The sequence below is a fragment of the Acinetobacter sp. WC-141 genome (genome assembly GCF_000313935.1).
Taxonomy (GTDB): domain Bacteria; phylum Pseudomonadota; class Gammaproteobacteria; order Pseudomonadales; family Moraxellaceae; genus Acinetobacter.
In genome coordinates, this window is sequence record NZ_AMSS01000034.1 from 52818 (window position 1) to 74391 (window position 21574).

Here is a 21574-nt window from a genome sequence, read left to right on the forward strand (position 1 = left end):
TGAGATGATTCAGTTGAACCCGTTTAAAGTAAAAGTGATTAGTACATTATCACTAATCACTTTTGTGATTATTTGGCAGCTTGTGTGTACATTTAAACTTGTCTCACCAATTTTGTTGCCCTCTCCTCTACAGATTTTAGATACAGTTTTAGATTTATTTAAAAACGGTTACCGAGATGCTCCTTTTTATCAGCACATTTTAGTCAGCACGGCGCGTGCCTTCTTTGCATTCTTCGTTGCAATCATTATTGGTGTGCCTTTGGGATTATTAATGGGCCGTAGTCCTGTACTTAATGCCGTTTTAGATCCATTTGTACAATTCTTACGTCCAATTCCTAAAATTGCCCTCATTCCATTGGTGGTTGTGTGGTTAGGGATTGGTGAGGAATCTAAATTTTTCCTTATTTTTATTGCGACTTTACTTAGTGTCATTGTGGGTGCAACAGCAGCAAGCCAAAACATTCCATATGGTTTGATTCAAGCAGCACAAACCATGGGCTTAGGAAAAACAGCAATCTTATTCCGTGTCATTTTACCCTCTTCACTTCCTGAAATTTTCACCACCATCCGTTTATCTATTGGTATTGGCTGGACATCATTAATTGCAGCAGAAATGGTTGCAGCAACTTCGGGTTTGGGCTGGATGATTATTAATGCAGGTTCTTATTTACGTACAGATGTTGTGATTGTCGGGATTATTTTACTTGGAACAATTGGCTTTATTTTAGATTGGCTCATTGTGAAAGCACAGCAAAAATGGGCCCCTTGGACAGGAAAAGCATAATGACTCAACCATTTATTGAGCTAAATAATGTTCAGAAAATATTTAAACAAAACAAAACGGAAAATACGGTCTTAGAAGATATTAATCTGAAAATTCCTGAAGGTCAGTTTGTTTGCTTACTTGGGCCTTCTGGCTGTGGTAAATCAACTATTTTGAACTTACTTGCTGGTTTTGAAAAACCAACTTTAGGTGAGATTTATGTAGATGGTCAAACCATCTCAGCACCGGGCATTGACCGAGCTGTTGTATTCCAACAAGCTCAATTATTTCCTTGGCTTACAGTAAAAGAAAATATTCAATTTCCACTTAGGCAATCAAAGGCTGAACCTCAATATATTGCTAAACAAACTGAATATTATTTAGAAAAAACGGGTTTAAAGAAGTTTGAAAATCATCGAATTTGGCAAATCTCAGGTGGTATGAAACAACGTGTTGCCCTTGCCCGAGCGTGGGTTATGAAGCCAAAGATTTTATTGATGGATGAGCCTTTCGGGGCTTTAGATGCGCAAACACGTATTTTGATGCAGGAAACACTGATACAGCTTTGGCAAGACAATAAAACTACCGTTTTATTTGTGACTCACGATATTGATGAATCTCTACTTTTAGCAGATCGCATTATTTTAATGGCAGGCCATCCCGGGCGTATTGCTGAAGATATTCAAGTGAATTTATCTCGTGCCCGCACCATTGAAAATATTGCGCCACAGCAGGAATTTATTGAAACCAAAAAACACATTTTAGAAATTATGCGCAAAGAAGTAAGTCGCATGATTGATTACATACATTAAATTTTTAGGACACTATTATGTTATTAAGTCATTTACCGCGCGTTCAACTGGTTCATGCACCTACTCCTCTAGAGTTTTTACCTAACTTAACTAAAGCGTTAAATGGTCCCCAGATTTACATCAAACGAGACGATGCTACGGGTCTGGCTACAGGAGGCAATAAAACCCGTAAACTAGAGTTTTTAATTGGTGATGCGCTTGCAAAAGGTGCCACACATGTACTCACTCAAGGTGCAACTCAATCTAACCATGTTCGTCAAACGATTGCAGCAGCTAATAAATTTGGTTTAAAGGCATCTGTTTTACTCGAACAACGTGTTAGTGATGGTGCAGATGAATATTACAACAATGGAAACTTATTACTCGACGAGATTTTAGGTGCAACATCAATTGAGGTTGTTCCGGGTGGCACAGATATGGTGGCGGCTTTAGAAGCCAAAGCAAAAGAATTAGAACTACAAGGTGAACGTCCGTACATTATTCCGGGCGGTGGCTCAAACGCTATTGGTGCTTTAGGTTATGTCTCAACAGCAATTGAGTTAATTAACCAACTTAACCAGATTCAACTGGCTCCGACTCATCTTGTACATGCAACAGGTAGCACGGGTACTCAAGCTGGCCTTTTAGCAGGTATTGCGGTAACTCACTCAAACTTACCAGTACTCGGGATTAGCGTTCGTGCTGAAAAATCTAAACAAGAAGAAAACGTCTATAAACTTACTCGTGCAACTTTAGAACATTTAGGTTTAAGCGCAGATCTTATTGCCCGTGAAAAAGTGATTGCCAATAGTGACTATGTTGGCGATGGCTACGGTATTCCAACTGATAGCATGGTTGAAGCAGTTGAACTTCTGGCTCGAACTGAAGGTATTTTGCTTGACCCTGTTTACTCGGGTAAAGGTTTTGCGGGTTTAGTAGACCTTATTCGTCAAGGTCATTTCACTAAAGATGACAAAGTGATCTTCCTTCATACAGGCGGTGCCGTAGGCTTATTCGGTTATCGTAAAACTTTCTCTAACAAAGATGCATACCGTTTGTAAGATGACAGAATTTTCAGAACTCCCCACCCTTGGAATTTTGGGTGGTATGGGACCGGGTGCTGCTGTTGATTTTCAACAGCGCCTGCTCGATGCAAGCCCTGCAACCAAAGATCAGGAACATATTCCCACGATCGTTTGGAATCACGGCGGTATTCCTGACCGACAACTTGCACTTAAAAACCTAGGTGAAAGCCCTTTAAATGCCATGTTACATGGACTAAAAATTTTAGAGCGTAGTGGTGTTTCTAAAATAGCCATTCCATGTAATACCGCACACTTTTGGCATTCTGATTTACAGCAACACACCCCTATTGAAATATTAAATATGGTTGAAATTACGGTGCAACAGATTTTAAAAAATTATCAATCTGGTGATAAAGTCGGAATATTGGCAACCAAAGGTGCCCTTTCTACTCAGCTATATCAACGTGAGTTAAGCAAGCATAACATTCCTTTTGTCACTAATTCGGATGAAGAAATTGAACAGGAATTTATGCCCGCTGTTTATGCTGTAAAACGTAATGAGTCGGCTAAAGCGGGTATCGTTTTTCAAGAGTTAAGCCAAAAACTCATAGATAAAGGTGCTGGTTCGATTATTTTAGCTTGTACAGAAATTCCGATTGGATTACATGCAATCCAGTCTCTAATTTTAAATGTGAGCTTTGATACCACACAAATTTTGGCAGATGCTTGTGTAAATTGGTTTTATCGAAATACGCAGCGCTAAAAAGATGTTCCAACACTGCTTCTAATCTGGCTAATACACTGTCTATATATTCTGAGTGAGTGCTTCAAACTCTAAAGTCGAATAACTTCCCTCTCAATCAGCACCCTCTTTTTCATTATGTTTATTTGACTCAGCAGAAGACCCCAAAGCCATACTCGAAAATACGCCATCGCGATAAATCCATGCATGTAATAATGCAGCGGACAGATGACCAATAACGACAGCAAATAGCAGCCAAGCCAAAATTCCATGTAGAGTACGAAACCAAGCGTAAAGCGTAGAGCTGGTTGGTGCTATAGGCGGAAGGTCCCAACCCGGAAATAAAGTGACAGGCCAATTACCTGCCGATAACGTTGCCCATCCGAGCAATGGCAAACTAAACATCAAAATATAAAGTAGCCAATGTGATGCATGGGCAAGAAACGCCTGCCAGCGTGGTACAGTCGGCGGCAAAGGTGGAATTGGATAACAGAGTCGATTTATTAATCTTATGATGACCAATAATAAGATTGCGATTCCTAAAGGACGGTGGATATCGATTAACCACGGACGCCAAGTGATTGAAGTGGTCATTCCTACTCCAATAAATAGCATGGCCAAAATCGCTACTGCCATAGCCCAATGTAGTATTCGCGCAGTTAAATTAAAATGACGTGGAGCATTATCGTTAGATTTATTTTGCATTGTTCATCTCTCCTATTTGCCCACGGCATCCGTTGCTTTGCCAAATCCAATTTCACGTAATCGAGCATTGTAAGATTGTGAATAGATGCTTGCTCGTGCGGCGAGTACCGGATCATCTGATAACTCAATTCCTGATGGAACTAGTGTTGGGTCAAAGTTAATATCACGACAAGCGCCATTTACCTGTTCAGTCACATTTTTAACTTCTAATGTTCCGGCTATAACTTCTTTACGGTCTTTTGGCCAAGGCTGAGATGGGTCATTCACTGGATCTCCCGGCTCGGCAAGTTGCAAAACTAAGTCCCAATAGAGCGGCCCTTCAGCCAAACGTTTTTTGATGTCTTTAAATAAGAAATCATGATCAGCTTGATCACGTTGTTCTTTGGTCAGACTAATAAATTTTGAATGAGGACGCATAGACCAACGGACTGGCTGTTCTTGTCCACTGGCTGCCCGCAATATAAAGGCATTTACGACATAAAATTCTGCACCGCTAAAACTACCCGTTAATGGCATTTTTGCCTTTTGCTCAATAGACTTACGCGCTTCGGGATATTCTTTTAAAAAAGCCTCAACAAGGGCTGGATCAGGTTTGCCAGTAGCTGGAACTGGTTTAAATGCTTTTTGCTGCGCCAAAAAACCTTCAGCATTACGCGTAGGGAAATAGGGAAAGTTGTTTAATTTCATGCGCCACTGCGAATGATCAGCTGCGGAAAGTAATAAAGCCATACTCACTGTTGCTGTCGAATTATCTGCCGCATGCGGGTTACCGGTTCCAATAGAAAATCGGCCAATTGCTGGTATATCAGACTTGGCAAATACAGTGGCTTTAGAGAGTGCTGCTGCCGCACCATTACTATGGTAAGTGCCATCAAAACAAATACCTTTACCGTGTGCACGTCGATATCCGGGATCAAAGTTTTTTAATGTGTCACCCAAAAAAGTTTTGCTTGTGGTGCGATGCCCAAATAGACCGGCGACCCAAGCAAATGCCAATACTAAAGAACCCGCGATTAAAGCAATACCTACGAATGGCAACCAATACTTCTTTAGAGTTTTAAAATTCAAATTATTCATTATTAATCCTGTGTAAATTGTATGGCTACATCCCTAAAGAAGATTTTGATTAGGGAGTAGTAAAACAGGATCTTCAATGTCATAACCAGTTTCTTCTGGAACCCCCAGATATTTAACGACAACCAACCTCTTATTTTGTTTAGGCACGCTATAATTTTGGGAAATTTTTATGGCTTTGGTGTAATGAACCGCAATATGGGTCTTACTTTGTAAAGACGGCGATTTTACAACATATTCTGTTTTATATTGCGTGATCTTCCCTGAAGGATCAAACCAAGATGATATTTGATTCTGATGAGTTTTTAAGGTCTGAATTTTTACAGTTTTACTATTACTTACGACTAAAGGGGTTAAATTCTTTTTAATTTTATTTAGAGCCTTATCAAACGCTGTACTATCTTGATCATAATCAATTTTATGGGTTTTTGGATTGATATATAGAGATCGAACTTCAATAAGTTTATCGGGTGATTTACTATTTAACAGATAATAATATAACTGTGGTAGACGACCTCGACCATCTTCATAATGCCTTAATACATAAAGTTTCTTGTCTTTTTCCTGATAACCCAATACTTCAATTTTTTGTCCACCACCCACTGTCGCATAAGTATGTGCGGATAACGTAAAAATAGCACTAAAACTTAGAATTTTTAGAAACTTCATTAGCTGATATCCTTATGATTTTTTAGATGGAAAATTAGTTAACGAATATAGAGTGGATCTTCTTCCACAAAAAATACTTCACCTGATGAAGGTAAAATCCATTGATAAGTTCCTTCTATTTTCTGCATTTTTTCTTTAAAAATATTATATATCGCTACAAGATCATGTTTTTCATCATATTCCCCCATATAGCCAAGCGCCTTTTCTTCATGAAAATCTCTAAACATTTTATGCATTTTTACTGCTCTTAGTTCCATATCTGTTCTCCTTTTTATTACCGCTACAATTAATTATGATCTTTTTTTATTTCCAATACTAAAAAATATGTACCAAAATATATCTTATAAAAATATCAACCCAATACTTACTTGGAGTTTAATATTTATCAAACCTAAACTTTTCCATATCGTATGGTATGTCTAGCTTCACACTCCATTGACTTGATTCTTCACTCATTATAACTGCATCAACTTCAAAAGCATCTGTCTCACTAAAACCTTTTATTTTTAAAAAATTAACAAAACTAGAAGAGTTTACTTTATTGAGATACCCTACTCTTAAAGTATCCATATATACTGCGATTTTATTTGTTTCTTTTTCAAGGCATATTACAGCATTTTTAAAGACCTTCACGCTACCACCATTTTGGTTGCCGACTAAAGTTATCAATTCTTCTTGGTATAAAATTACAATTATTTCATGTTCAAAAAAGTTTTTGTTCTCTGTAAATATTTTTCCAGCTATTTTTAGGGTGCTTTCGGGGAGTTCTAGATTAACTGTAGAAAAAACCTTAAATAAAATATAAGCAAAAATAAATAAGATAAAAAGTATTATTATAAAATACATATTAAAATATTCCTCTTAATTTTATAAATTGGCAAAAAGAATAGTTATTCTTTCTACCAACCAATATTTTTAAGAAAAAATATAAATTTCTATATTATGATTTTTTCTCATTTTTATCATTTTGATTGACTTTTTCTACGTCATTTTGCTCAGGAGTTTTAGGTTCAAACTCTTTACCATCTTGTTGTTGCTGTTGTTGCTCTTTTGATTTGTCTTGATCGCTTTTAACTTGGTCCTGAGACATTAGAGTCTCTCCTATTTAATGGTGTGCAGATGATTATCTAACACTTAGTTAACATAGTCCCTTTACCTTTATATAGATACAGCGCAAATGTATCTGAATGTGATACTGTTGTTTATTATCACAATAATATATATATTTTAATCACCACACAGAATAAATACTTTAAAACCCCTATATTTTTTATTATTTTAAGCCTTATTAACTTTATGCTCACACCACAAGTACAAATTTAACCCAGAAAAACAATATCATAAAGTTTTTATATTTTTGAATACAGATGCGAATATCATATTTTTTCACGGACTATATAAATAAAATAGATTTTAAATATCTATTATTTCGCATCCTTTATTTAAATTTTACTATTTAAATCAATGTATAAGATATTTTTTAAAAAATTATATTGATATTATAGTATATAAAGGAACATATCTCTACATACCACTCCCATAACTACCGTAATGTAACTCAGTGAAAGGTATACTATCAAACTTCACCACTCTTATTAAGAAGCTCAAAATGTCTGATTTTAAAGACTTTTCAAAAAAAGCAACTCAGAACCAAAATGACTCCGATCCAAAACCAAATGAGGATAAAGTTGAAAAACCAGCCCAGCCACCTGAATCAGAAGACTCTTCACCAATTAAAAATAATGAAGAAAAAAATAAATAAAAAGATAAAATTTTAATTAATATGAAAGAAGTCCATTTTTTGGAATTCTTTCATATTAATTTTTTATAAATAACATTCCAACTGAATCCATTAAAAACTCAAAACCCAATTAATTTTTAAATTTACTTAAATCTTTTGAATTAAAATCTGAATCGACATGTGTTTGTATTAATAAAATAAGTTCTTCATTTACTTGTCGAATTAGCTGTGCTTGTAATCGGTTATCTTCAAGCTCATCAATTAACCGAATAATAATATTCCTCAACCATTCACACTCTATTTCTTTCTCTGCATTTTTTTGGGCAAGATAATTTAAAAGTTTATCTTTTTCAATCAATTTATCTCCCATATAGACACCTACAATCCAAACTAAATTATTTTCTTTAGATTACAGGATAAAAGAATAGACTCATGAATAATTATGTATTTATAAATTTCAAAAATTAAATCTATAAAATATTTAAATTTTATTTTAATGAAGAGGATAGCTTCAAAAATCCACCCTCTTTTATAATAAATTATTTATTTTAATTTAGGTAACTAAAAGTTTCGTATTCAGTATTAATTCAACTCTTTTTGTGCTTCATAGAAGTCAAGTTCTTCACTTATCCAAAATGAATGAAGTTGCCTATCTAAATGAAAATACTCTTTATTATATTGAGAACCATGATTCGAATAATGATTGTCTACTTTGAAATGAGTCTGACCATTCTTTCTTTTTTGACCATCAAGTATGCCGCCAATACAGATATCCATTTTAATGCCAATTATTAATCGAAATTGACTATAACACACATAGATCGGTTGCTCTAAAAAGAGTTGTTACCCGTAACTTTTCTACCATTTATCAATGCATTATGGTTTTAGTGTATCTGCTTAAATTTACAGGTAATAAAAAATAATTTGTTTTAGATCGTGTAAAAGTAAACTTTGAGTTAAATATTTAAACTTTTCTATTTTGGCTTCTATATAAATATTCTAGTCGTTTTATTTCTGGTCTTGGTGCATTCAAGCTCAATTTCGATGCTTCACTACTCTTTTTTTCAATAACTTAAATTTGTTACCATTACACATCTGGAGTGACTCCAATTCGCTTTATACTATGGATGCCAATTTTCAAAGTTCATCCAGTTGTGTTGTTTTCTTGAATTACATCCATTTTTAAAAGACTTGAAATTGGTTAGATGACCAAACGTAAAATATTATTGATTTTTTAAGGGTTTAATACGCATGAATAGCGCTGAAATCATGGCTGACTTATCTTCTCATACACCTATGATGCAGCAATATCTCAAAGTTAAAACGGACTATCAACATGCGTTGCTGTTCTACCGTATGGGTGACTTTTATGAACTCTTCTTTGAAGATGCTCATTTAGCAGCCAAACTTTTAGGCATTACTTTAACCCATCGTGGTAAAGCCAGTGGCCGACCTATTCCAATGGCAGGTGTTCCCTATCACTCGGCAGAAGGTTATCTTGCCCGTCTTGTTAAAGCTGGGCGCACTGTTGCAATTTGCGAACAAGTCGGAGAAGTGACAGGTAAAGGTCCGGTTGAACGTAAAGTTGTTCGTATTCTGACCCCTGGTACATTAACTGATGATGCATTACTCAGCAGTTATCAATCATCTAATCTCGTTTCTTTATGCATTCATCAAAACCAGATTGGTTTTGCTTTACTCGACTTGAGTGCAGGCATTTTTAAAGTTCAACAACAAGATTATAAGCCAGAACAATTACCTATTGAACTTGCGCGTTTAATGCCGAGTGAAATCTTAATTGACGAAGACTTGGTCGACACCCATATTATCGAACAAATTAAAAAGCACTTAGATTGTCCTGTGACTAAACGTCCAAATGTAGACTTCAATCTAAATAATGCACAAAAGACGTTATGTGATCAGTTTACGGTATCCACGCTTTCAGGCTTTGGTTTAGACCCATTGCCTTTAGCTAAAGCTGCGGCCGCTGCACTTATTCATTATGCAAAAGAAACGCAAAAAACTGCATTACCGCATATTCGTTCAATTCAACTTGAACAAAGCACAGACTTTATTGCGCTCGACCCAATCACGCGTCGCAATTTAGAAATTATTGAACCATTATTTGAACATGGCACCTCATTATTCCAACTGGTCAACGACTGCCAAACTGCCATGGGTGGTCGTTTACTCAGCCGCACACTGATGCAACCTGTACGTGATACGGCATTGCTTGATGCTCGTTTAGATGCGATTGAACAACTCATTCAGGGATATCATGAAAGCCCAGTTCGTTTAGTGCTTAAAGAAATTGGTGATATTGAGCGTGTACTTAGCCGTGTTGCACTTGGCAGTGCGCGACCACGTGATTTAGTACAGCTTCGTCATGCATGTGCACAAATTCCAGCATTAAGAACGGCGTTAACACCTGTCATTCAAGCAAAAAAATCTAAACTATTAGTTCAGCTTGATCAAGAACTTGGCGATTTTAAAGCGCTTCATCAACACTTAATAGCAGCCATTGTTGAAAATCCGCCAGTATTACTTCGTGATGGCAATGTAATTGCAGAAGGTTATGATGCTGACCTCGATGAATTACGCCAAATTCGTGATCACGCGGGTCAATTCCTCATTGATTTAGAAATTAAAGAACGTGAACGTACTGGCATTAATACCCTTAAAATCGGTTATAACCGTGTAAGTGGTTACTACATTGAACTGACGCGTGCTCAAGCAGAACAAGCGCCAGCCGACTATATCCGTCGCCAGACTTTAAAAAATGCTGAACGCTACATTACCCCTGAACTAAAAAGTTTTGAAGATAAAGTCCTGTCGAGTGAGTCACGCGCATTAGCACGTGAAAAAGCGCTCTTTGAAGCTTTACTTGAAAATCTTCGTGAAAATATTGCTCACCTACAAATGATGAGTTCGGCAATTGCTCAAATTGATGTGGTTGCAAACTTTGCTCATCAGGCGCGTTTAAATAATTGGGCACGTCCTGAATTTACGCCTGAAACGGGCATTAAAATTCAGGCAGGTCGTCACCCTGTGGTTGAAGCATTAAATAAAGCTCCATTTACACCAAACGATACTTTCCTTGATGCCCAACACCGCATGGCGATTATTACCGGTCCAAACATGGGCGGTAAATCAACATTCATGCGCCAAACTGCATTAATTAGTTTACTTGCTTATTGCGGTAGCTACGTTCCAGCTAAAGCAGCCAAACTCGGTCCAATTGACCGAATTTTTACCCGTATTGGCTCAGCCGATGATTTATCTACAGGTAAATCGACCTTTATGGTTGAGATGACAGAAACTTCACAAATTCTGCACCATGCCACCAATCAATCGCTTGTTTTAATGGATGAGGTGGGCCGCGGAACCAGTACCTATGACGGCTTGTCTTTAGCATGGGCTTGCGTGGTTGATTTAACGAAGCGCGTAAAATGTTTATGTCTTTTTGCCACTCATTATTTCGAGTTAACTGAACTTGGTAGCGAAGCAGGAATTGATAACTATCATGTTACGGCGCAAGAACTTAATGGCAATTTGATTTTATTGCATAAGGTTCAGCAAGGCCCTGCAAGTCAGAGTCATGGTTTACAGGTGGCAAAATTAGCGGGTATTCCTGCCAATGTCATTAAAGAAGCCCAAAAGCGTTTACGTATTTTAGAGAAACAGCAGCAGCAACATCTACAAACCAGCTTTCAAAATGATTTGTTTGCTCCACCCGATGCAAGCGTGGGTTCACAAATCATAGAGAAAGTGGTCGAGATCGAAGTTTCATCCCCTGCTCTAGATTTACTTAAGCAAATTGAAGTTGATAACTTATCGCCACGTCAGGCGCTTGAACAACTCTACGAGCTAAAAGCTGCCCTCAAATCTTAATAAACCACGCCCGAATAAGCAGGCTTAGTTCTGCTTATTCATATCGGAGAATAATATTTATATGATTTTAAGATCTTTGCAAAGTTCAGAAATTGATCTTATTTGGCAGCAAATTAGCCGCCGTGAATTAATTACTCAAATGTATATTCAAAACCAACAACACTTAGAATTAATAGATTGTTTTTTTGATGTTCAAAATTGGGACTCATACCATCTAGAAAATGACCCACCTAAGCTCAAACAACTCTATGACCAAGATTCCATATTTGTTGGCGCATTTGATGCTTCTGAAAAAATGGTTGGTGTGAGTGTGGTCTCAAATCAACATATAGCAGATTATCCTCACGCTAAATTACTCCACTATTTCTATGTCGATGCAGACCAGCAAGGTCAAGGTATTGGTGCCAAACTCATGCAAGCCGCAAAAGAGTCAGCCACGCAACTCGGTGCAAATCAACTGTATATTTCAGCAACCCCAAGTCGACGCACTGTAGATTTCTATATGAAGCATGGCGCCCAACCGTTAACTGCCCCAGATCAACAACTTTGGCAGCTCGAACCCGAAGATATCCACTTACTGTGTATGCTTTAATGCTAAAAATTTAGGGACCATTCACCAAAAACAGCAGAAAATTAAAATTTGTAAAAGAAAAAATGAGAAGTTAAGGCATTTCATAAAATAGATGCCTTGACTTAAATGACATCTGAACATTTAAAGAAAATATTTTTTAAGTTATTGTTTTATAAAATATATTATTATTTTAATTTTATAGATTAACCTCTCTTAAGAGCGGAAGATCTGTTTGATTATCAACGTATTAACTTATCTTCATATGCATGAATAAAGAATATCAATAAAAGCAATTGTTTGTTTACCCCTTTTTTGCCTAAAATAAGCTATTCGAAATGAAACCATATTTTTTAGGTAGCTGTCGCCATGACCTTTGTTGTCACTGAAAATTGTATTAAATGTAAATACCAAGATTGCGTAGAAGTTTGTCCTGTAGACTGTTTTTACGAAGGTCCGAATTTCCTAGTGATTAATCCGGATGAATGTATTGACTGTGCATTATGTGAACCAGAGTGCCCAGCGAATGCAATTTTCTCTGAAGATGAGTTACCAGAAGGCCAAGAAGTATTTATTGAATTAAATGCTGACCTTTCTCAAAAATGGCCTAACATTACTCAAATTGGTGACCAACCAGCTGACCGTGAAGAATGGAACGGCAAACCTGATAAATTACAGTATCTTGAAAAGTAATTTCAAAAAAGATCAGCAACCGCTGATCTTTTTTATACCCTATTCAAACATTTCATTGCAAATTCCTCGTAATTTGTGCACTGTTTTGCATTAAAATAGCCGCAATATTTATAAGTGCTTAATTTTTCTTATGCGGAAGTTTTTGCAGAGTATGATGCCCTTATGCATAATCCCAGCGGTTATGGTAGGTTGTGTCAGCTCTCCCCAACACACAACAACAGGCAAAACCTCTCCAAGTGGTAAACGAATCTTTATTCCACAAGAGCGCGTTATTATCGAGCGCCCGATTCGACCTAAAGTTGAGCCTGCATCTTATCGGAACTGGTTAAGTTCTGGTGAAAATTACGAACGTGTTCGTGAATATGAAAAATTCTTAACTCGAAACAACGTCGCAGGCATTGTGCCAAGTTTTGAGCTATTACGTTCAGCACGTGATTGGCAAAAATGTGGACGTTCCGAATATGCCGTGCCTAATCGCGAACTATGGGGAAATTCTTTATCGACCCTACGCGTATTTAAATATTTAGTTGCAGCAAAAGTTTTAACCGACTTTGAAGTCACCTCGGTTTACCGAGATTTGCCTTTAAATGAATGTGCTGGCGGCGCAAGCTCTTCTAAACATTTATTTAACTCCGCAATTGATTTCCGGATTGGTCCGGAGTTCCCACAAGCTCAAGATTATGCTTTTATCGAAAATACCAAGTTTAAACTTTGTCAGTTCTGGGCTCAGCATGGCCAAAGCTTAAATATGGGTATTGGCTTATATAGCTCAGGCCAGATTCATATCGACACTCAAGGCTATCGTACTTGGGGACCCGACCTCACTCGAAGCAGTTCGATGTGTAATTTCTAATTTAAAAAACTCCTTTCAATCGAAAGGAGTTTTTTTTATTGCTCATTTCCCCATCAACCAAAATTTCTTCAAACGAAGATTTTTGCACTCTATGCATAAACGTTTAAAATAGCCCGATCAACATATAGGTAAATTTGATTATGCAGCAGATGTGGACAGACATTGACGAATATATCGATTCACATTTAATTCCCGAAGACCCGCGACTCGACTATGCATTAAAAAATACCGATGAACACGGCTTTTCAAATCATCTTGCAGTGGCGCCTAACCAAGGTATGTTCTTGCAGATGCTTATTCAAATGAATAAATGCAAACGAGTCTTAGAGATTGGAACCTTTGCTGCATACAGTACAATTTGGTTAGGTCGTGCATTACCTGAAGATGGTTATTTACTGACAATCGAAGGCCGTGCTACTCACGCAGAAATGGCACAAAAAAATATCGATCATGCCAACCTTCCTGTAAAAGTTGAACTTAAAGCTGGCCGCGCCGCAGATATTCTTTCTGCGATTGATCCTCAATCTATCGAGCCTTTTGATTTTATTTTCATAGATGCAGATAAACAGGGATATCCTGAATATTTAGAATTGAGCCTGAAATTCTCAAGATCCGGCACCATTATCGTGCTCGACAATGTAATTCGCGCAGGTGATATTTTAAATCCTGAGAATAAAAAACCGAGTATTGAAGGCATTCGTGAAATGTTTAAAGCCCTCGAAAACCACCCACAAATATTGTCTTGCACAGCATTACAAACGGTGGGTTCAAAAGGCCATGATGGGTTCGCAATTGCAATTGTGAAATAACGGTTAAAAAATCGTCTTTTTTATTTTTTTATTTATAATCAATAAATTACTTTTATTACTGTTGCTTTTCCATATAGTTATCCACAAGATTTGCGGATAACTATATGGAAATCTTATTATTTAGCTACAAGCAATGGTACAGTCGCGTTTCGGAATATGGTAGTTGCAATGCTACCCAAGAAGAATTGATGAATCTTGCTATGACTAAATGCCCCTAGCACAATAATTTGAATACCATGTTCTTGTTGGTACTCTAGAATATTTTGTGCAACATCACCATAACGGTAAACGGTGACTACATCGAGGCCCGCTTGTTTAAGGTAATGCTCAGGTTCATTTAATATTTCTGGATGATCACCGACATAAACCAAATGACATTGTAGTGTTCGTAATAAATCACTTTGCGCAATACGGCGCATCATTTTTTGACAAGTTGGAGAATATTCATAAGCGAAGATAAATCGTGTTGGCACTTTAAAGTTTTCACCAATGGTCAAAACTGTACAGTTGGCTCCACGAATAAAGTTTTCAACATTACTACCAATCGGTTTATGTTTTTCGGCAGCTCGCTCCCCGACTCGACCTAAAATGACAATGTCATTTTCATGCAAGAGATTAAAACTTTGCTCTAAGAAATCACCTTTTTCTTGAATTTTCGAACTCGTAATTCCGTGTTTTTCTTGAATAAGATCAGAAATGTGACGGAGTAAATTATTGCTATAGTCTAAAGCGAGTTCACTTTGTTTTTGTTCCAGCTCAGCTAACTCTTTTAGCAGCATTGCATTGCTTTCAAAGCCAATTACTCCGCTAATTTCACCAAGATGATAACTAGCTGGGTAATAATCTAGAATTTGTAATAATACAAGTTCCCGTCCGGTTGCTTTAGCAACCCATGCTGCTGCATCGGCAATAGCATTAATACACGGTGATGAGTCAATACACGCAATAACACGGTTCATGTTAGCCTCTCTTCTTCAGGTCTATTGCCTTGGAGATTATTATTAAAACTTAGCTTTAACTTAACATAGATAAAAATTCGTATGTTAAGGTTTATGTATAAAAACCCACTTTTTTGTTTAAAGATCAAACATTTTATTACATTCTTAAGACTGCATTATTCCCTTAAACGAATAAATTTTGCGGGGTTCCCACCCACAATATGGTACGGCTCAACATTTTTTGTCACCATACTATTCATCCCGACCACAGCGTGTTTGCCGATTTTAATACCATCTTTAATGCCCACATGCGCACCTAACCAAACGTCTTGTTCAATTTCAATTCCTTTGGAAGTGACAGGTTGCTGGTAAAGTGGACGGTCTAACTGCATGCCGTGGTCAAATGCATATAAATGGCAATATGCCGCAATACGGACTTGGTCATGCAACTTTATGCCAGCTCTTCCTCCATCTAAAATACAATGATGATTTATCGCGACCTCATTGCCAATTTCAAGTGGTCCATGCAAACTGCAATCTGCTGCAATAAAACAATTATCACCAATAATAATTTTGCGGCCCGGCTCGGCAAAAATATGAGCTAACGGTGAAATAAAACAGTTTTCACCAATCTCAACAGTTTCCATGGCCATCAAATAAGCTTGATATTCTTTTTGCCATTCTTCGGCCCAAGCACGATGTTTAGGTTTTAAAGTCCAATATAACCATGGCATATAGTTTAAGCGGTGCTTATGTTGCTCACGATATTTGAGTAAGGAATCAGTCATCAGTTAATTCCTCTTCAATCTTTAATTCTTCACGACCACGGGTCACATCTCTGAGTTTTAAAGCAAGCGGTTCAATTTGATGTATTTGTAGCCTTGCTTCAATATCCACACCCGTTGCAGTATAGGTTTCCTGATATTCAATCTGCTGTTGAGTAAGCTCATATTGAAATATGGCCCATTCATTAAAGTGACAGGAAAAATAAATCGTTTTCTTGGCAATAAGTTCTATACGCTCAGCTAATAGCAAACATTGCCCAGCACAGCCACCATAAGCTCGTACAAGGCCGCCAGTTCCTAGTTTTATTCCGCCATACCAACGGTTGACCATCACAATAATATTCGTCAGGTCGTTCCCTTCAATGGTTGCCAAGATTGGACGTCCTGCTGTTCCTGAAGGTTCACCATCATCGTTAAACCGTACGTTATGACCTATTTTCCATGCCCAGCATTGGTGAGTTGTCGAAATATCTTTATTTTGTTCTAAAAACTCTTTAACTTGCTGTTCATTTTCTACGGGTGCTGCAATAGCCTGAAATCTACTTTTTTTAATTTCTTCTTCAAATGTAATGGGTGATGCAATCGTAAAAGCCATGAATTAAATAAAGCATAATAAAAATCAAATTATAACGTGAATTTAATAGAATCAAACCCATAAAAAAAGCCCCGAATTCTCGGGGCTTTTTTTGTTATCTTTCTCGTAACGCTTCTTTGGCTTTGTTAAATGGTTTAAGTAAGTAATCGAGTACTGTTTTTTGACCAGTACGAATATCTACTGTTGCCACCATACCTGGCGTAATACCGAATGCTTTACCTTCTTTATTGTAGAGCTTGTCGGAATCAGTTCGGATATAAACACGATAATAGAATTGGTCTTGTTTAACTTCATCACGAATCGTATCTGGCGAAATAACCGTAACCTTACCTTTTAAACCACCATAAATTGAGTAGTCATAGGCAGTAATCTTAACCAGCGCTTCTTGTCCCGGACGAATAAATGCAATGTCACGCGGCAAAATACGCGCTTCAATGAGCAGTTGTTCATCAATCGGTACAATGGTCATCAATTTACCGTTTTGTGGAATAACACCACCATGGGTAGTGACTGCAATTTCTTTTACAACACCACGTACCGGTGCTTTAAACACCGCACGATCTAAACTGTCACTACGACCAAGTACGATTTGTTGTTGCGTTTCACTATCCGTATTTGCTTTTGATAACTCTTCACGAGCCTTAACATAATACTGGTTCTGCGCATCGTTCATTTTGTTTCTAAGGTCATTTGCTTCACGACGTAAACGTAAAACTTCAACTTCACTTGCCGCACCTTTAGCCACTAACGGTTCTGTCATTGCCAGTTCTTGTTGTACCAATTGCAAAGCCTGTTTTAAACCCGCAAGTGTTTGTTCAAGATCAGCTCGACGTGAGCGATATAGTGCTGTTTCTTCATGCACAAGTTTTGGTTCTTTCATCACAATTTCAGGAAAAACCAATGGTGTACCGTTTACTTCCGCACGCAAACGCGCGGCTGTAGCCTGAGCAGAAATCAGTAAAGATCTAGATTCACCGACATTAGATGCAAAACGAGTTGGATCTAATTGGGCAAGAATTTGACCTTTTTGAACAATATCGCCTTCTTGTACATTCAGCTTAGTTAGAATACCGCCTTCTAAAGACTGGATGACCTGCTCTTTAGAGGATGGAATGACTTTACCCGTACCCGTAGAAACTTCTTCAAGTTTAAATACCCAAGCCCAGATAAAGAAAATAACTAAACCAATACCTACAATCCAGATCACTAAACTGGCACGTGGTAATGGTGGTTCACTATAAGAGACATTCATTGAACGGGTGAGTTCTTGTTCTTGTTGTTGTTCGCTCATGAATTACCCCCTTGCACTTGTTTTTGTTGGGCTGTTGATTGATTAAGTACCTGATCTCTTGGACCATCCATCACGATTTTGCCTTCGTTAACGACAATAATACGGTCCACCAGTTCTAAAACAGCCCGGCGGTGAGTCGCGACAACCAAGGTACGATGTGCCAGCCATCCTTTTAAATGATCAATCAGTTGTTTCTCTGCTACATCGTCAATGGATGCTGTCGGTTCATCAAGCAATAGAATGTTGGGTTGACGAATCAATAAACGGGCCAATAACAATGCTTGTTTCTGACCACCTGAGAAACCAACACCACCTTCTAAAATCAGGTGATCTAGCCCTTCTTTCTTCTCTTGTACAAAAGGTAATGCACCGGTCACGACTAAAGCTCGAAGAATATCTTCATCAGTTGCAAGCGGTGCACCCAGAGTCAAGTTTTCACGAATCGTACCGTAGAAAATATTCGCATTCTGGTTGAGTAAACCCATATCACGACGCACATCAGATGGGTCAATTAAAGACAAATCTAGACCATCTAAATGCACGGCACCTTGAGTTGGAACCTGCATGCCAGAAAGAAGCTGAAGCAATGTCGATTTACCGGCACCATTTCGCCCTAAAATTGCAATTTTTTCACCAGCACGAATTTTTAAATGACGGATTGCCAAACTTGGTTTCGGGTCTTCTTCTCCATATTGGAACAAGATATTTTTTAGTTCATAGTCGCCATTTAAAGCAGCCTTGTGTACTAGATGCGAACGGTCAGCCTGATCGATCGGACGTTGCATGAGTTCATCAAGACTTTGTTTTGCAACTTTCGCCTGCTGTATACGTCCTAAAACACCCGTAATTTGCGCAATCGGTCCTAACATTCTTGAAGATAAAATTGAACAAGCCACTAACGCACCTGTGGTCATTTCACCATCCATTACAGCAAAACATCCCACTAAAACCACAATTGCATAGGTCAGACCCTGAAGCATTTGAGTCCATGCCATTAAAGTACCAACAATTTTACGCTGTCTCATACCGATATCGGCTGAAACTTCATTCATGTGGTTCCATTGGTTCTGGAAACGCGATTCAGCACGTAATAACTTGATATCTTCAATACCCTGCACCGCTTCAACAAGAATAGCGTTACGAATAGAAGATTCTCTCATACCTTCTTGTGCGAGTTGCGCTAGCTTCTTTTGCACCAAAATACCCGGCAAAATCATAAGCGGAACAATAAGCAACATTACCCAAAACAACTTTCCACCAATAATGGCAAAGATGGTCAGGAACAAGAAAAAGAATGGAAAATCTGCAATTGCACTAATCGTGGTAGAGGTCACCAGTTCACGAACCCCTTCGAGTTCACGAATCTGAGAAATAAAACTACCTGTAGACTTTGAACGGTCTTTATTTTTGATTCTTAGGGCATGACCAAATACACGGTCAGAAACCCGTAAGTCCGCACGTTTACCAATAATATCGGATAAATACACCCGTGATATACGTAAGGTAAACTCAAAAAGTGCAGCGATGAGTACACCACCCGCCAGAACCCATAAGGTTGGAACTGACTGAGATGGAACAACGCGGTCATAGACTTGCATTGAGAAAATAATGGTTGCCAATGCCAAAATATTGGCAATGAGTGAGGCAAACATAATATCAACGTAGCGCTTCCAATCTCTTAGAACAATTGACCAAAACCAGCTTGCTTCATACGGTTTGATATATTCATCAATACGTGCATCGGGAATAGAGCTTTCAGGACGCAAGATATAGACATTTTTAATTGTCGTTTTTAAGACATCTAAGCTTAAATTTTGAGAAAGGCCATGATCTCCACTTAACTGGATACTAACATTTCCTTGTGTATCTGCTTTATCGATAACACCGACCTGTCCGTCATTAAACTCGACCATAACAGGTAGGCGCCACGGGTTCAGCACCTCTAAAGAAAAAGGTACTTTACGTAAATTCAGTCCAACCTGACGTGTAATGAGCTGTAAAACATCATCAAGGTTTTGATTTTGGTTCCAGTCCAGTTGTAAACGGATTCTTTCTTCTGAAGGCTCAATTCGGTAATGTTTAGCAATCGTTAAGACCGCCTGTAACCAGGGCTGGTAGTTTATTTTTGTCATCATGGTTGTACTTCGAACCCCTGAATTGAAATATTATTTAAGTCATAAGCTTGGCGGGAACGTCCTGTTGCCGAAATGTACTGAACAATACTGTTATAGATGTCATAACGTGCTGACTCTAGTTCTGAATTGGCACTATGAATCGCCTGTTCTGCATTCAGTAAGTCAACCAATGAACGTGTACCAAGTTTGTATTGCTCTTGATAAAGTTCACGAGTACGAACCGTAGTGGCTTGGCGATTTGCTAAAACCAACATTTGGCGTTGTTTATTTTCGATTTGTTCTCTACTTGTTCGAATTTGATCAAGAACATCCATATAAACAGAATTGACTTTAGACTTTGCAGCCTCTTCTGCATAACTTGCCATTTTTACCTGAGAAGAAACTGCCCCACCTTGATAAAATTGACTACTTGCTTCAAGCATGACGGAACTATATAGGCCGTCATCTTTATCATTGTTTGGGTTTCTTCCATTAATGGCCTGACTTAACGAGCCTTTTACTGCCAAAGTTGGATAACGTGTTAAACGGGTTTGTTCCTTCTGTGCCTTGGCAACTTCAATGCCCGCTTGAGCAGCGATCATTTTTGGAATGGTATTGAACTCAGGCTCGCCATATAAATCAGACTGCTTCACCAAATCATCTGAAATAATTCAACCTGTTCGTGAGACATCTGCACCTAGCAATGTTCTTAAATGCTGTTGGTACTGACGTAACAATGATTGCTGTGCAATCAAACCAGACTGGGCAGCTTGTAAATAAGACTGGGCCTGAATCGGGTCAGCCTGACTACTAATACCTGCATTTGCACGTAAATTAGCGATTTCCTGAATTCGCTGAATACCTGCAATTTGCTGTTCGGCAATTTTATTTAATTGAAGATAGCGCTGAATATTGATAATCGACTGCGCAACATCAAGTGCAATGTCATCAATGCTGACCAATACATTCGCCTGCTCGACTTGGAGTTTGGCCTTCTCCACCGACACACCTGATTTGACTTTGCCAAAATCATAAAGCATTTGAGTGGCGTTTAGAGTCAATAACTGTCGGCCACGTTCACCACTACTCAAATCACCTGTGGTGATACCACCTGAAATTTGAGGATAATAACCCGCCTTTGCAACATCAATACCAGCATTTTGGCCAGCTAAGGTTGAAATGGCTTGGGAAATATCGGGGTTACGCTGGATGGCGATTCTCACCGCTTCCTGCAGAGTCATTTTCCTTGATGGCAGATTTGAATAAGATGAAGTTGCTCTATCATTGAGTTGAACAGTCGGAAACTCCTGCACTCTAGAACGATCTAACTTAAAATTACTCAGCTCTTGCATCTTGGCAACTTTAAATTCATCACTACTTTTAGGGGCAAAAAGTTGCGATAAGTTGTCTTTCAGGGTGTGATATTGCTCACTTGGTTTAGCAGCATATATCACCATCGGTACATGCAATGAAGTTAAAAGCATCAACCCTTTCAGGAAAGCCGGCTTTTTACATGTCCTTTTTACT

General features: G+C 38.1%; 23 protein-coding genes and 1 pseudogene. 10 read left to right on the forward strand and 14 right to left on the reverse strand.

Annotated elements, in window-relative coordinates:
* Nucleotides 1–4 precede the first annotated feature (4 nt).
* The 4 genes from ACINWC141_RS05490 to cuyB are packed head-to-tail and all read left to right on the forward strand — an operon-like array spanning nt 5 to nt 3342.
* Nucleotides 5–784 carry an ABC transporter permease gene (locus tag ACINWC141_RS05490; RefSeq protein ID WP_009389095.1) on the forward strand — a complete coding sequence of 260 codons (780 nt, stop codon included), beginning with the start codon at nt 5–7 and terminating at the stop codon, nt 782–784.
* Entirely contained in the window at nt 784–1575 is a 792-nt protein-coding gene (locus ACINWC141_RS05495) for an ABC transporter ATP-binding protein (protein ID WP_009388980.1), read from the forward strand. Before ACINWC141_RS05490 ends, ACINWC141_RS05495 begins: the two co-directional genes overlap by 1 nt.
* A 17-nt stretch (nt 1576–1592) precedes the next feature.
* Nucleotides 1593–2615 carry a D-cysteate sulfo-lyase gene (gene cuyA, locus ACINWC141_RS05500; RefSeq protein ID WP_009389113.1) on the forward strand — a complete coding sequence of 341 codons (1023 nt, stop codon included), beginning with the start codon at nt 1593–1595 and terminating at the stop codon, nt 2613–2615.
* Between the two features lies 1 nt (nt 2616).
* Complete coding sequence (cuyB, locus tag ACINWC141_RS05505; protein WP_009388762.1) at nt 2617–3342, forward strand: cysteate racemase; 726 nt, start codon at nt 2617–2619, stop codon at nt 3340–3342.
* A gap of 93 nt (nt 3343–3435) precedes the next feature.
* Here the strand turns inward: cuyB and ACINWC141_RS05510 are convergent, their stop codons facing one another.
* From ACINWC141_RS05510 to ACINWC141_RS19400, 6 genes are all read right to left on the reverse strand, one after another.
* Nucleotides 3436–4026, reverse strand: coding sequence for a cytochrome b (locus ACINWC141_RS05510; protein WP_009389086.1), 591 nt, complete (start codon nt 4024–4026; stop codon nt 3436–3438).
* Between the two features lie 12 nt (nt 4027–4038).
* Nucleotides 4039–5103 carry a catalase family peroxidase gene (locus ACINWC141_RS05515; protein WP_009389036.1) on the reverse strand — a complete coding sequence of 355 codons (1065 nt, stop codon included), beginning with the start codon at nt 5101–5103 and terminating at the stop codon, nt 4039–4041.
* A gap of 33 nt (nt 5104–5136) precedes the next feature.
* Nucleotides 5137–5769 (reverse strand): hypothetical protein, encoded by a 633-nt coding sequence (locus ACINWC141_RS05520; RefSeq protein WP_009388797.1) that lies wholly within the window; start codon nt 5767–5769, stop codon nt 5137–5139.
* A gap of 38 nt (nt 5770–5807) precedes the next feature.
* Nucleotides 5808–5996, reverse strand: a complete 189-nt coding sequence (locus tag ACINWC141_RS05525; protein ID WP_081400036.1) for a hypothetical protein — start codon at nt 5994–5996, stop codon at nt 5808–5810.
* A gap of 148 nt (nt 5997–6144) precedes the next feature.
* Nucleotides 6145–6615 carry a hypothetical protein gene (locus ACINWC141_RS05530; protein WP_009389041.1) on the reverse strand — a complete coding sequence of 157 codons (471 nt, stop codon included), beginning with the start codon at nt 6613–6615 and terminating at the stop codon, nt 6145–6147.
* A gap of 94 nt (nt 6616–6709) precedes the next feature.
* A complete protein-coding gene (locus ACINWC141_RS19400) occupies nt 6710–6859 on the reverse strand; it encodes a hypothetical protein (protein ID WP_005041751.1) in 150 nt (49 codons plus the stop codon).
* 519 nt (nt 6860–7378) lie between these two features.
* On the opposite strand from ACINWC141_RS19400, the gene ACINWC141_RS20275 reads away from it, so the two are divergent.
* Entirely contained in the window at nt 7379–7531 is a 153-nt protein-coding gene (locus ACINWC141_RS20275) for a hypothetical protein (RefSeq protein ID WP_009388987.1), read from the forward strand.
* Nucleotides 7532–7640: 109 nt separating this feature from the next.
* Here ACINWC141_RS20275 and ACINWC141_RS05535 read toward each other — a convergent pair whose 3' ends face one another.
* Both ACINWC141_RS05535 and ACINWC141_RS05540 read right to left on the reverse strand, forming a co-directional pair.
* Entirely contained in the window at nt 7641–7880 is a 240-nt protein-coding gene (locus ACINWC141_RS05535) for a hypothetical protein (protein ID WP_009389007.1), read from the reverse strand.
* A gap of 212 nt (nt 7881–8092) precedes the next feature.
* Entirely contained in the window at nt 8093–8287 is a 195-nt protein-coding gene (locus ACINWC141_RS05540; protein ID WP_009389108.1) for a hypothetical protein, read from the reverse strand.
* 474 nt (nt 8288–8761) lie between these two features.
* On the opposite strand from ACINWC141_RS05540, the gene mutS reads away from it, so the two are divergent.
* The 5 genes from mutS to ACINWC141_RS05565 all read left to right on the forward strand — a co-directional run bounded on the left by mutS (nt 8762) and on the right by ACINWC141_RS05565 (nt 14324).
* Nucleotides 8762–11401, forward strand: a complete 2640-nt coding sequence (gene mutS / locus ACINWC141_RS05545) for a DNA mismatch repair protein MutS (protein WP_009388982.1) — start codon at nt 8762–8764, stop codon at nt 11399–11401.
* Nucleotides 11402–11462: 61 nt separating this feature from the next.
* Nucleotides 11463–11993: a GNAT family N-acetyltransferase gene (locus ACINWC141_RS05550; protein ID WP_009388807.1), complete on the forward strand. Its 531-nt coding sequence runs from the start codon at nt 11463–11465 to the stop codon at nt 11991–11993.
* A 345-nt stretch (nt 11994–12338) separates the two neighbouring features.
* Entirely contained in the window at nt 12339–12662 is a 324-nt protein-coding gene (fdxA, locus tag ACINWC141_RS05555; RefSeq protein ID WP_003650851.1) for a ferredoxin FdxA, read from the forward strand.
* A 130-nt stretch (nt 12663–12792) separates the two neighbouring features.
* Complete coding sequence (locus ACINWC141_RS05560) at nt 12793–13515, forward strand: D-Ala-D-Ala carboxypeptidase family metallohydrolase (RefSeq protein ID WP_204389605.1); 723 nt, start codon at nt 12793–12795, stop codon at nt 13513–13515.
* A gap of 140 nt (nt 13516–13655) precedes the next feature.
* A complete protein-coding gene (locus ACINWC141_RS05565) occupies nt 13656–14324 on the forward strand; it encodes an O-methyltransferase (RefSeq protein WP_009389111.1) in 669 nt (222 codons plus the stop codon).
* 116 nt (nt 14325–14440) lie between these two features.
* Here ACINWC141_RS05565 and ACINWC141_RS05570 read toward each other — a convergent pair whose 3' ends face one another.
* The 6 genes and pseudogenes from ACINWC141_RS05570 to ACINWC141_RS20660 form a co-directional block, all read right to left on the reverse strand.
* On the reverse strand, nt 14441–15283 hold the full coding sequence (locus tag ACINWC141_RS05570) for a universal stress protein (RefSeq protein ID WP_002115820.1): 843 nt from the start codon (nt 15281–15283) through the stop codon (nt 14441–14443).
* 155 nt (nt 15284–15438) lie between these two features.
* Nucleotides 15439–16050 (reverse strand): acyltransferase, encoded by a 612-nt coding sequence (locus ACINWC141_RS05575; RefSeq protein ID WP_009389010.1) that lies wholly within the window; start codon nt 16048–16050, stop codon nt 15439–15441.
* On the reverse strand, nt 16043–16642 hold the full coding sequence (locus ACINWC141_RS05580) for an IMPACT family protein (RefSeq protein WP_009388838.1): 600 nt from the start codon (nt 16640–16642) through the stop codon (nt 16043–16045). Before ACINWC141_RS05580 ends, ACINWC141_RS05575 begins: the two co-directional genes overlap by 8 nt.
* A 94-nt stretch (nt 16643–16736) precedes the next feature.
* On the reverse strand, nt 16737–17933 hold the full coding sequence (locus tag ACINWC141_RS05585; RefSeq protein ID WP_009388978.1) for a beta-barrel domain-containing protein: 1197 nt from the start codon (nt 17931–17933) through the stop codon (nt 16737–16739).
* Entirely contained in the window at nt 17930–20068 is a 2139-nt protein-coding gene (locus tag ACINWC141_RS05590; RefSeq protein ID WP_009389080.1) for a type I secretion system permease/ATPase, read from the reverse strand. Before ACINWC141_RS05590 ends, ACINWC141_RS05585 begins: the two co-directional genes overlap by 4 nt.
* Nucleotides 20065–21531 (reverse strand): annotated as a pseudogene (locus ACINWC141_RS20660) (TolC family protein). Before ACINWC141_RS20660 ends, ACINWC141_RS05590 begins: the two are co-directional and overlap by 4 nt.
* Between the last annotated feature and the right edge of the window lie 43 nt (nt 21532–21574).

What these genes read in the sequence shown, in the direction of transcription:
- ACINWC141_RS05490 (WP_009389095.1), top strand. Translation starts at nt 5, where the DNA reads ATGATTCAGTTGAACCCGTTTAAAGTAAAAGTGATTAGTACATTATCA.
- ACINWC141_RS05495 (WP_009388980.1), top strand. Translation starts at nt 784, where the DNA reads ATGACTCAACCATTTATTGAGCTAAATAATGTTCAGAAAATATTTAAA.
- cuyA (WP_009389113.1), top strand. Translation starts at nt 1,593, where the DNA reads ATGTTATTAAGTCATTTACCGCGCGTTCAACTGGTTCATGCACCTACT.
- cuyB (WP_009388762.1), top strand. Translation starts at nt 2,617, where the DNA reads ATGACAGAATTTTCAGAACTCCCCACCCTTGGAATTTTGGGTGGTATG.
- ACINWC141_RS05510 (WP_009389086.1), bottom strand. Translation starts at nt 4,026, where the DNA reads ATGCAAAATAAATCTAACGATAATGCTCCACGTCATTTTAATTTAACT.
- ACINWC141_RS05515 (WP_009389036.1), bottom strand. Translation starts at nt 5,103, where the DNA reads ATGAATAATTTGAATTTTAAAACTCTAAAGAAGTATTGGTTGCCATTC.
- ACINWC141_RS05520 (WP_009388797.1), bottom strand. Translation starts at nt 5,769, where the DNA reads ATGAAGTTTCTAAAAATTCTAAGTTTTAGTGCTATTTTTACGTTATCC.
- ACINWC141_RS05525 (WP_081400036.1), bottom strand. Translation starts at nt 5,996, where the DNA reads ATGTTTAGAGATTTTCATGAAGAAAAGGCGCTTGGCTATATGGGGGAA.
- ACINWC141_RS05530 (WP_009389041.1), bottom strand. Translation starts at nt 6,615, where the DNA reads ATGTATTTTATAATAATACTTTTTATCTTATTTATTTTTGCTTATATT.
- ACINWC141_RS19400 (WP_005041751.1), bottom strand. Translation starts at nt 6,859, where the DNA reads ATGTCTCAGGACCAAGTTAAAAGCGATCAAGACAAATCAAAAGAGCAA.
- ACINWC141_RS20275 (WP_009388987.1), top strand. Translation starts at nt 7,379, where the DNA reads ATGTCTGATTTTAAAGACTTTTCAAAAAAAGCAACTCAGAACCAAAAT.
- ACINWC141_RS05535 (WP_009389007.1), bottom strand. Translation starts at nt 7,880, where the DNA reads ATGGGAGATAAATTGATTGAAAAAGATAAACTTTTAAATTATCTTGCC.
- ACINWC141_RS05540 (WP_009389108.1), bottom strand. Translation starts at nt 8,287, where the DNA reads ATGGATATCTGTATTGGCGGCATACTTGATGGTCAAAAAAGAAAGAAT.
- mutS (WP_009388982.1), top strand. Translation starts at nt 8,762, where the DNA reads ATGAATAGCGCTGAAATCATGGCTGACTTATCTTCTCATACACCTATG.
- ACINWC141_RS05550 (WP_009388807.1), top strand. Translation starts at nt 11,463, where the DNA reads ATGATTTTAAGATCTTTGCAAAGTTCAGAAATTGATCTTATTTGGCAG.
- fdxA (WP_003650851.1), top strand. Translation starts at nt 12,339, where the DNA reads ATGACCTTTGTTGTCACTGAAAATTGTATTAAATGTAAATACCAAGAT.
- ACINWC141_RS05560 (WP_204389605.1), top strand. Translation starts at nt 12,793, where the DNA reads ATGCGGAAGTTTTTGCAGAGTATGATGCCCTTATGCATAATCCCAGCG.
- ACINWC141_RS05565 (WP_009389111.1), top strand. Translation starts at nt 13,656, where the DNA reads ATGCAGCAGATGTGGACAGACATTGACGAATATATCGATTCACATTTA.
- ACINWC141_RS05570 (WP_002115820.1), bottom strand. Translation starts at nt 15,283, where the DNA reads ATGAACCGTGTTATTGCGTGTATTGACTCATCACCGTGTATTAATGCT.
- ACINWC141_RS05575 (WP_009389010.1), bottom strand. Translation starts at nt 16,050, where the DNA reads ATGACTGATTCCTTACTCAAATATCGTGAGCAACATAAGCACCGCTTA.
- ACINWC141_RS05580 (WP_009388838.1), bottom strand. Translation starts at nt 16,642, where the DNA reads ATGGCTTTTACGATTGCATCACCCATTACATTTGAAGAAGAAATTAAA.
- ACINWC141_RS05585 (WP_009388978.1), bottom strand. Translation starts at nt 17,933, where the DNA reads ATGAGCGAACAACAACAAGAACAAGAACTCACCCGTTCAATGAATGTC.
- ACINWC141_RS05590 (WP_009389080.1), bottom strand. Translation starts at nt 20,068, where the DNA reads ATGATGACAAAAATAAACTACCAGCCCTGGTTACAGGCGGTCTTAACG.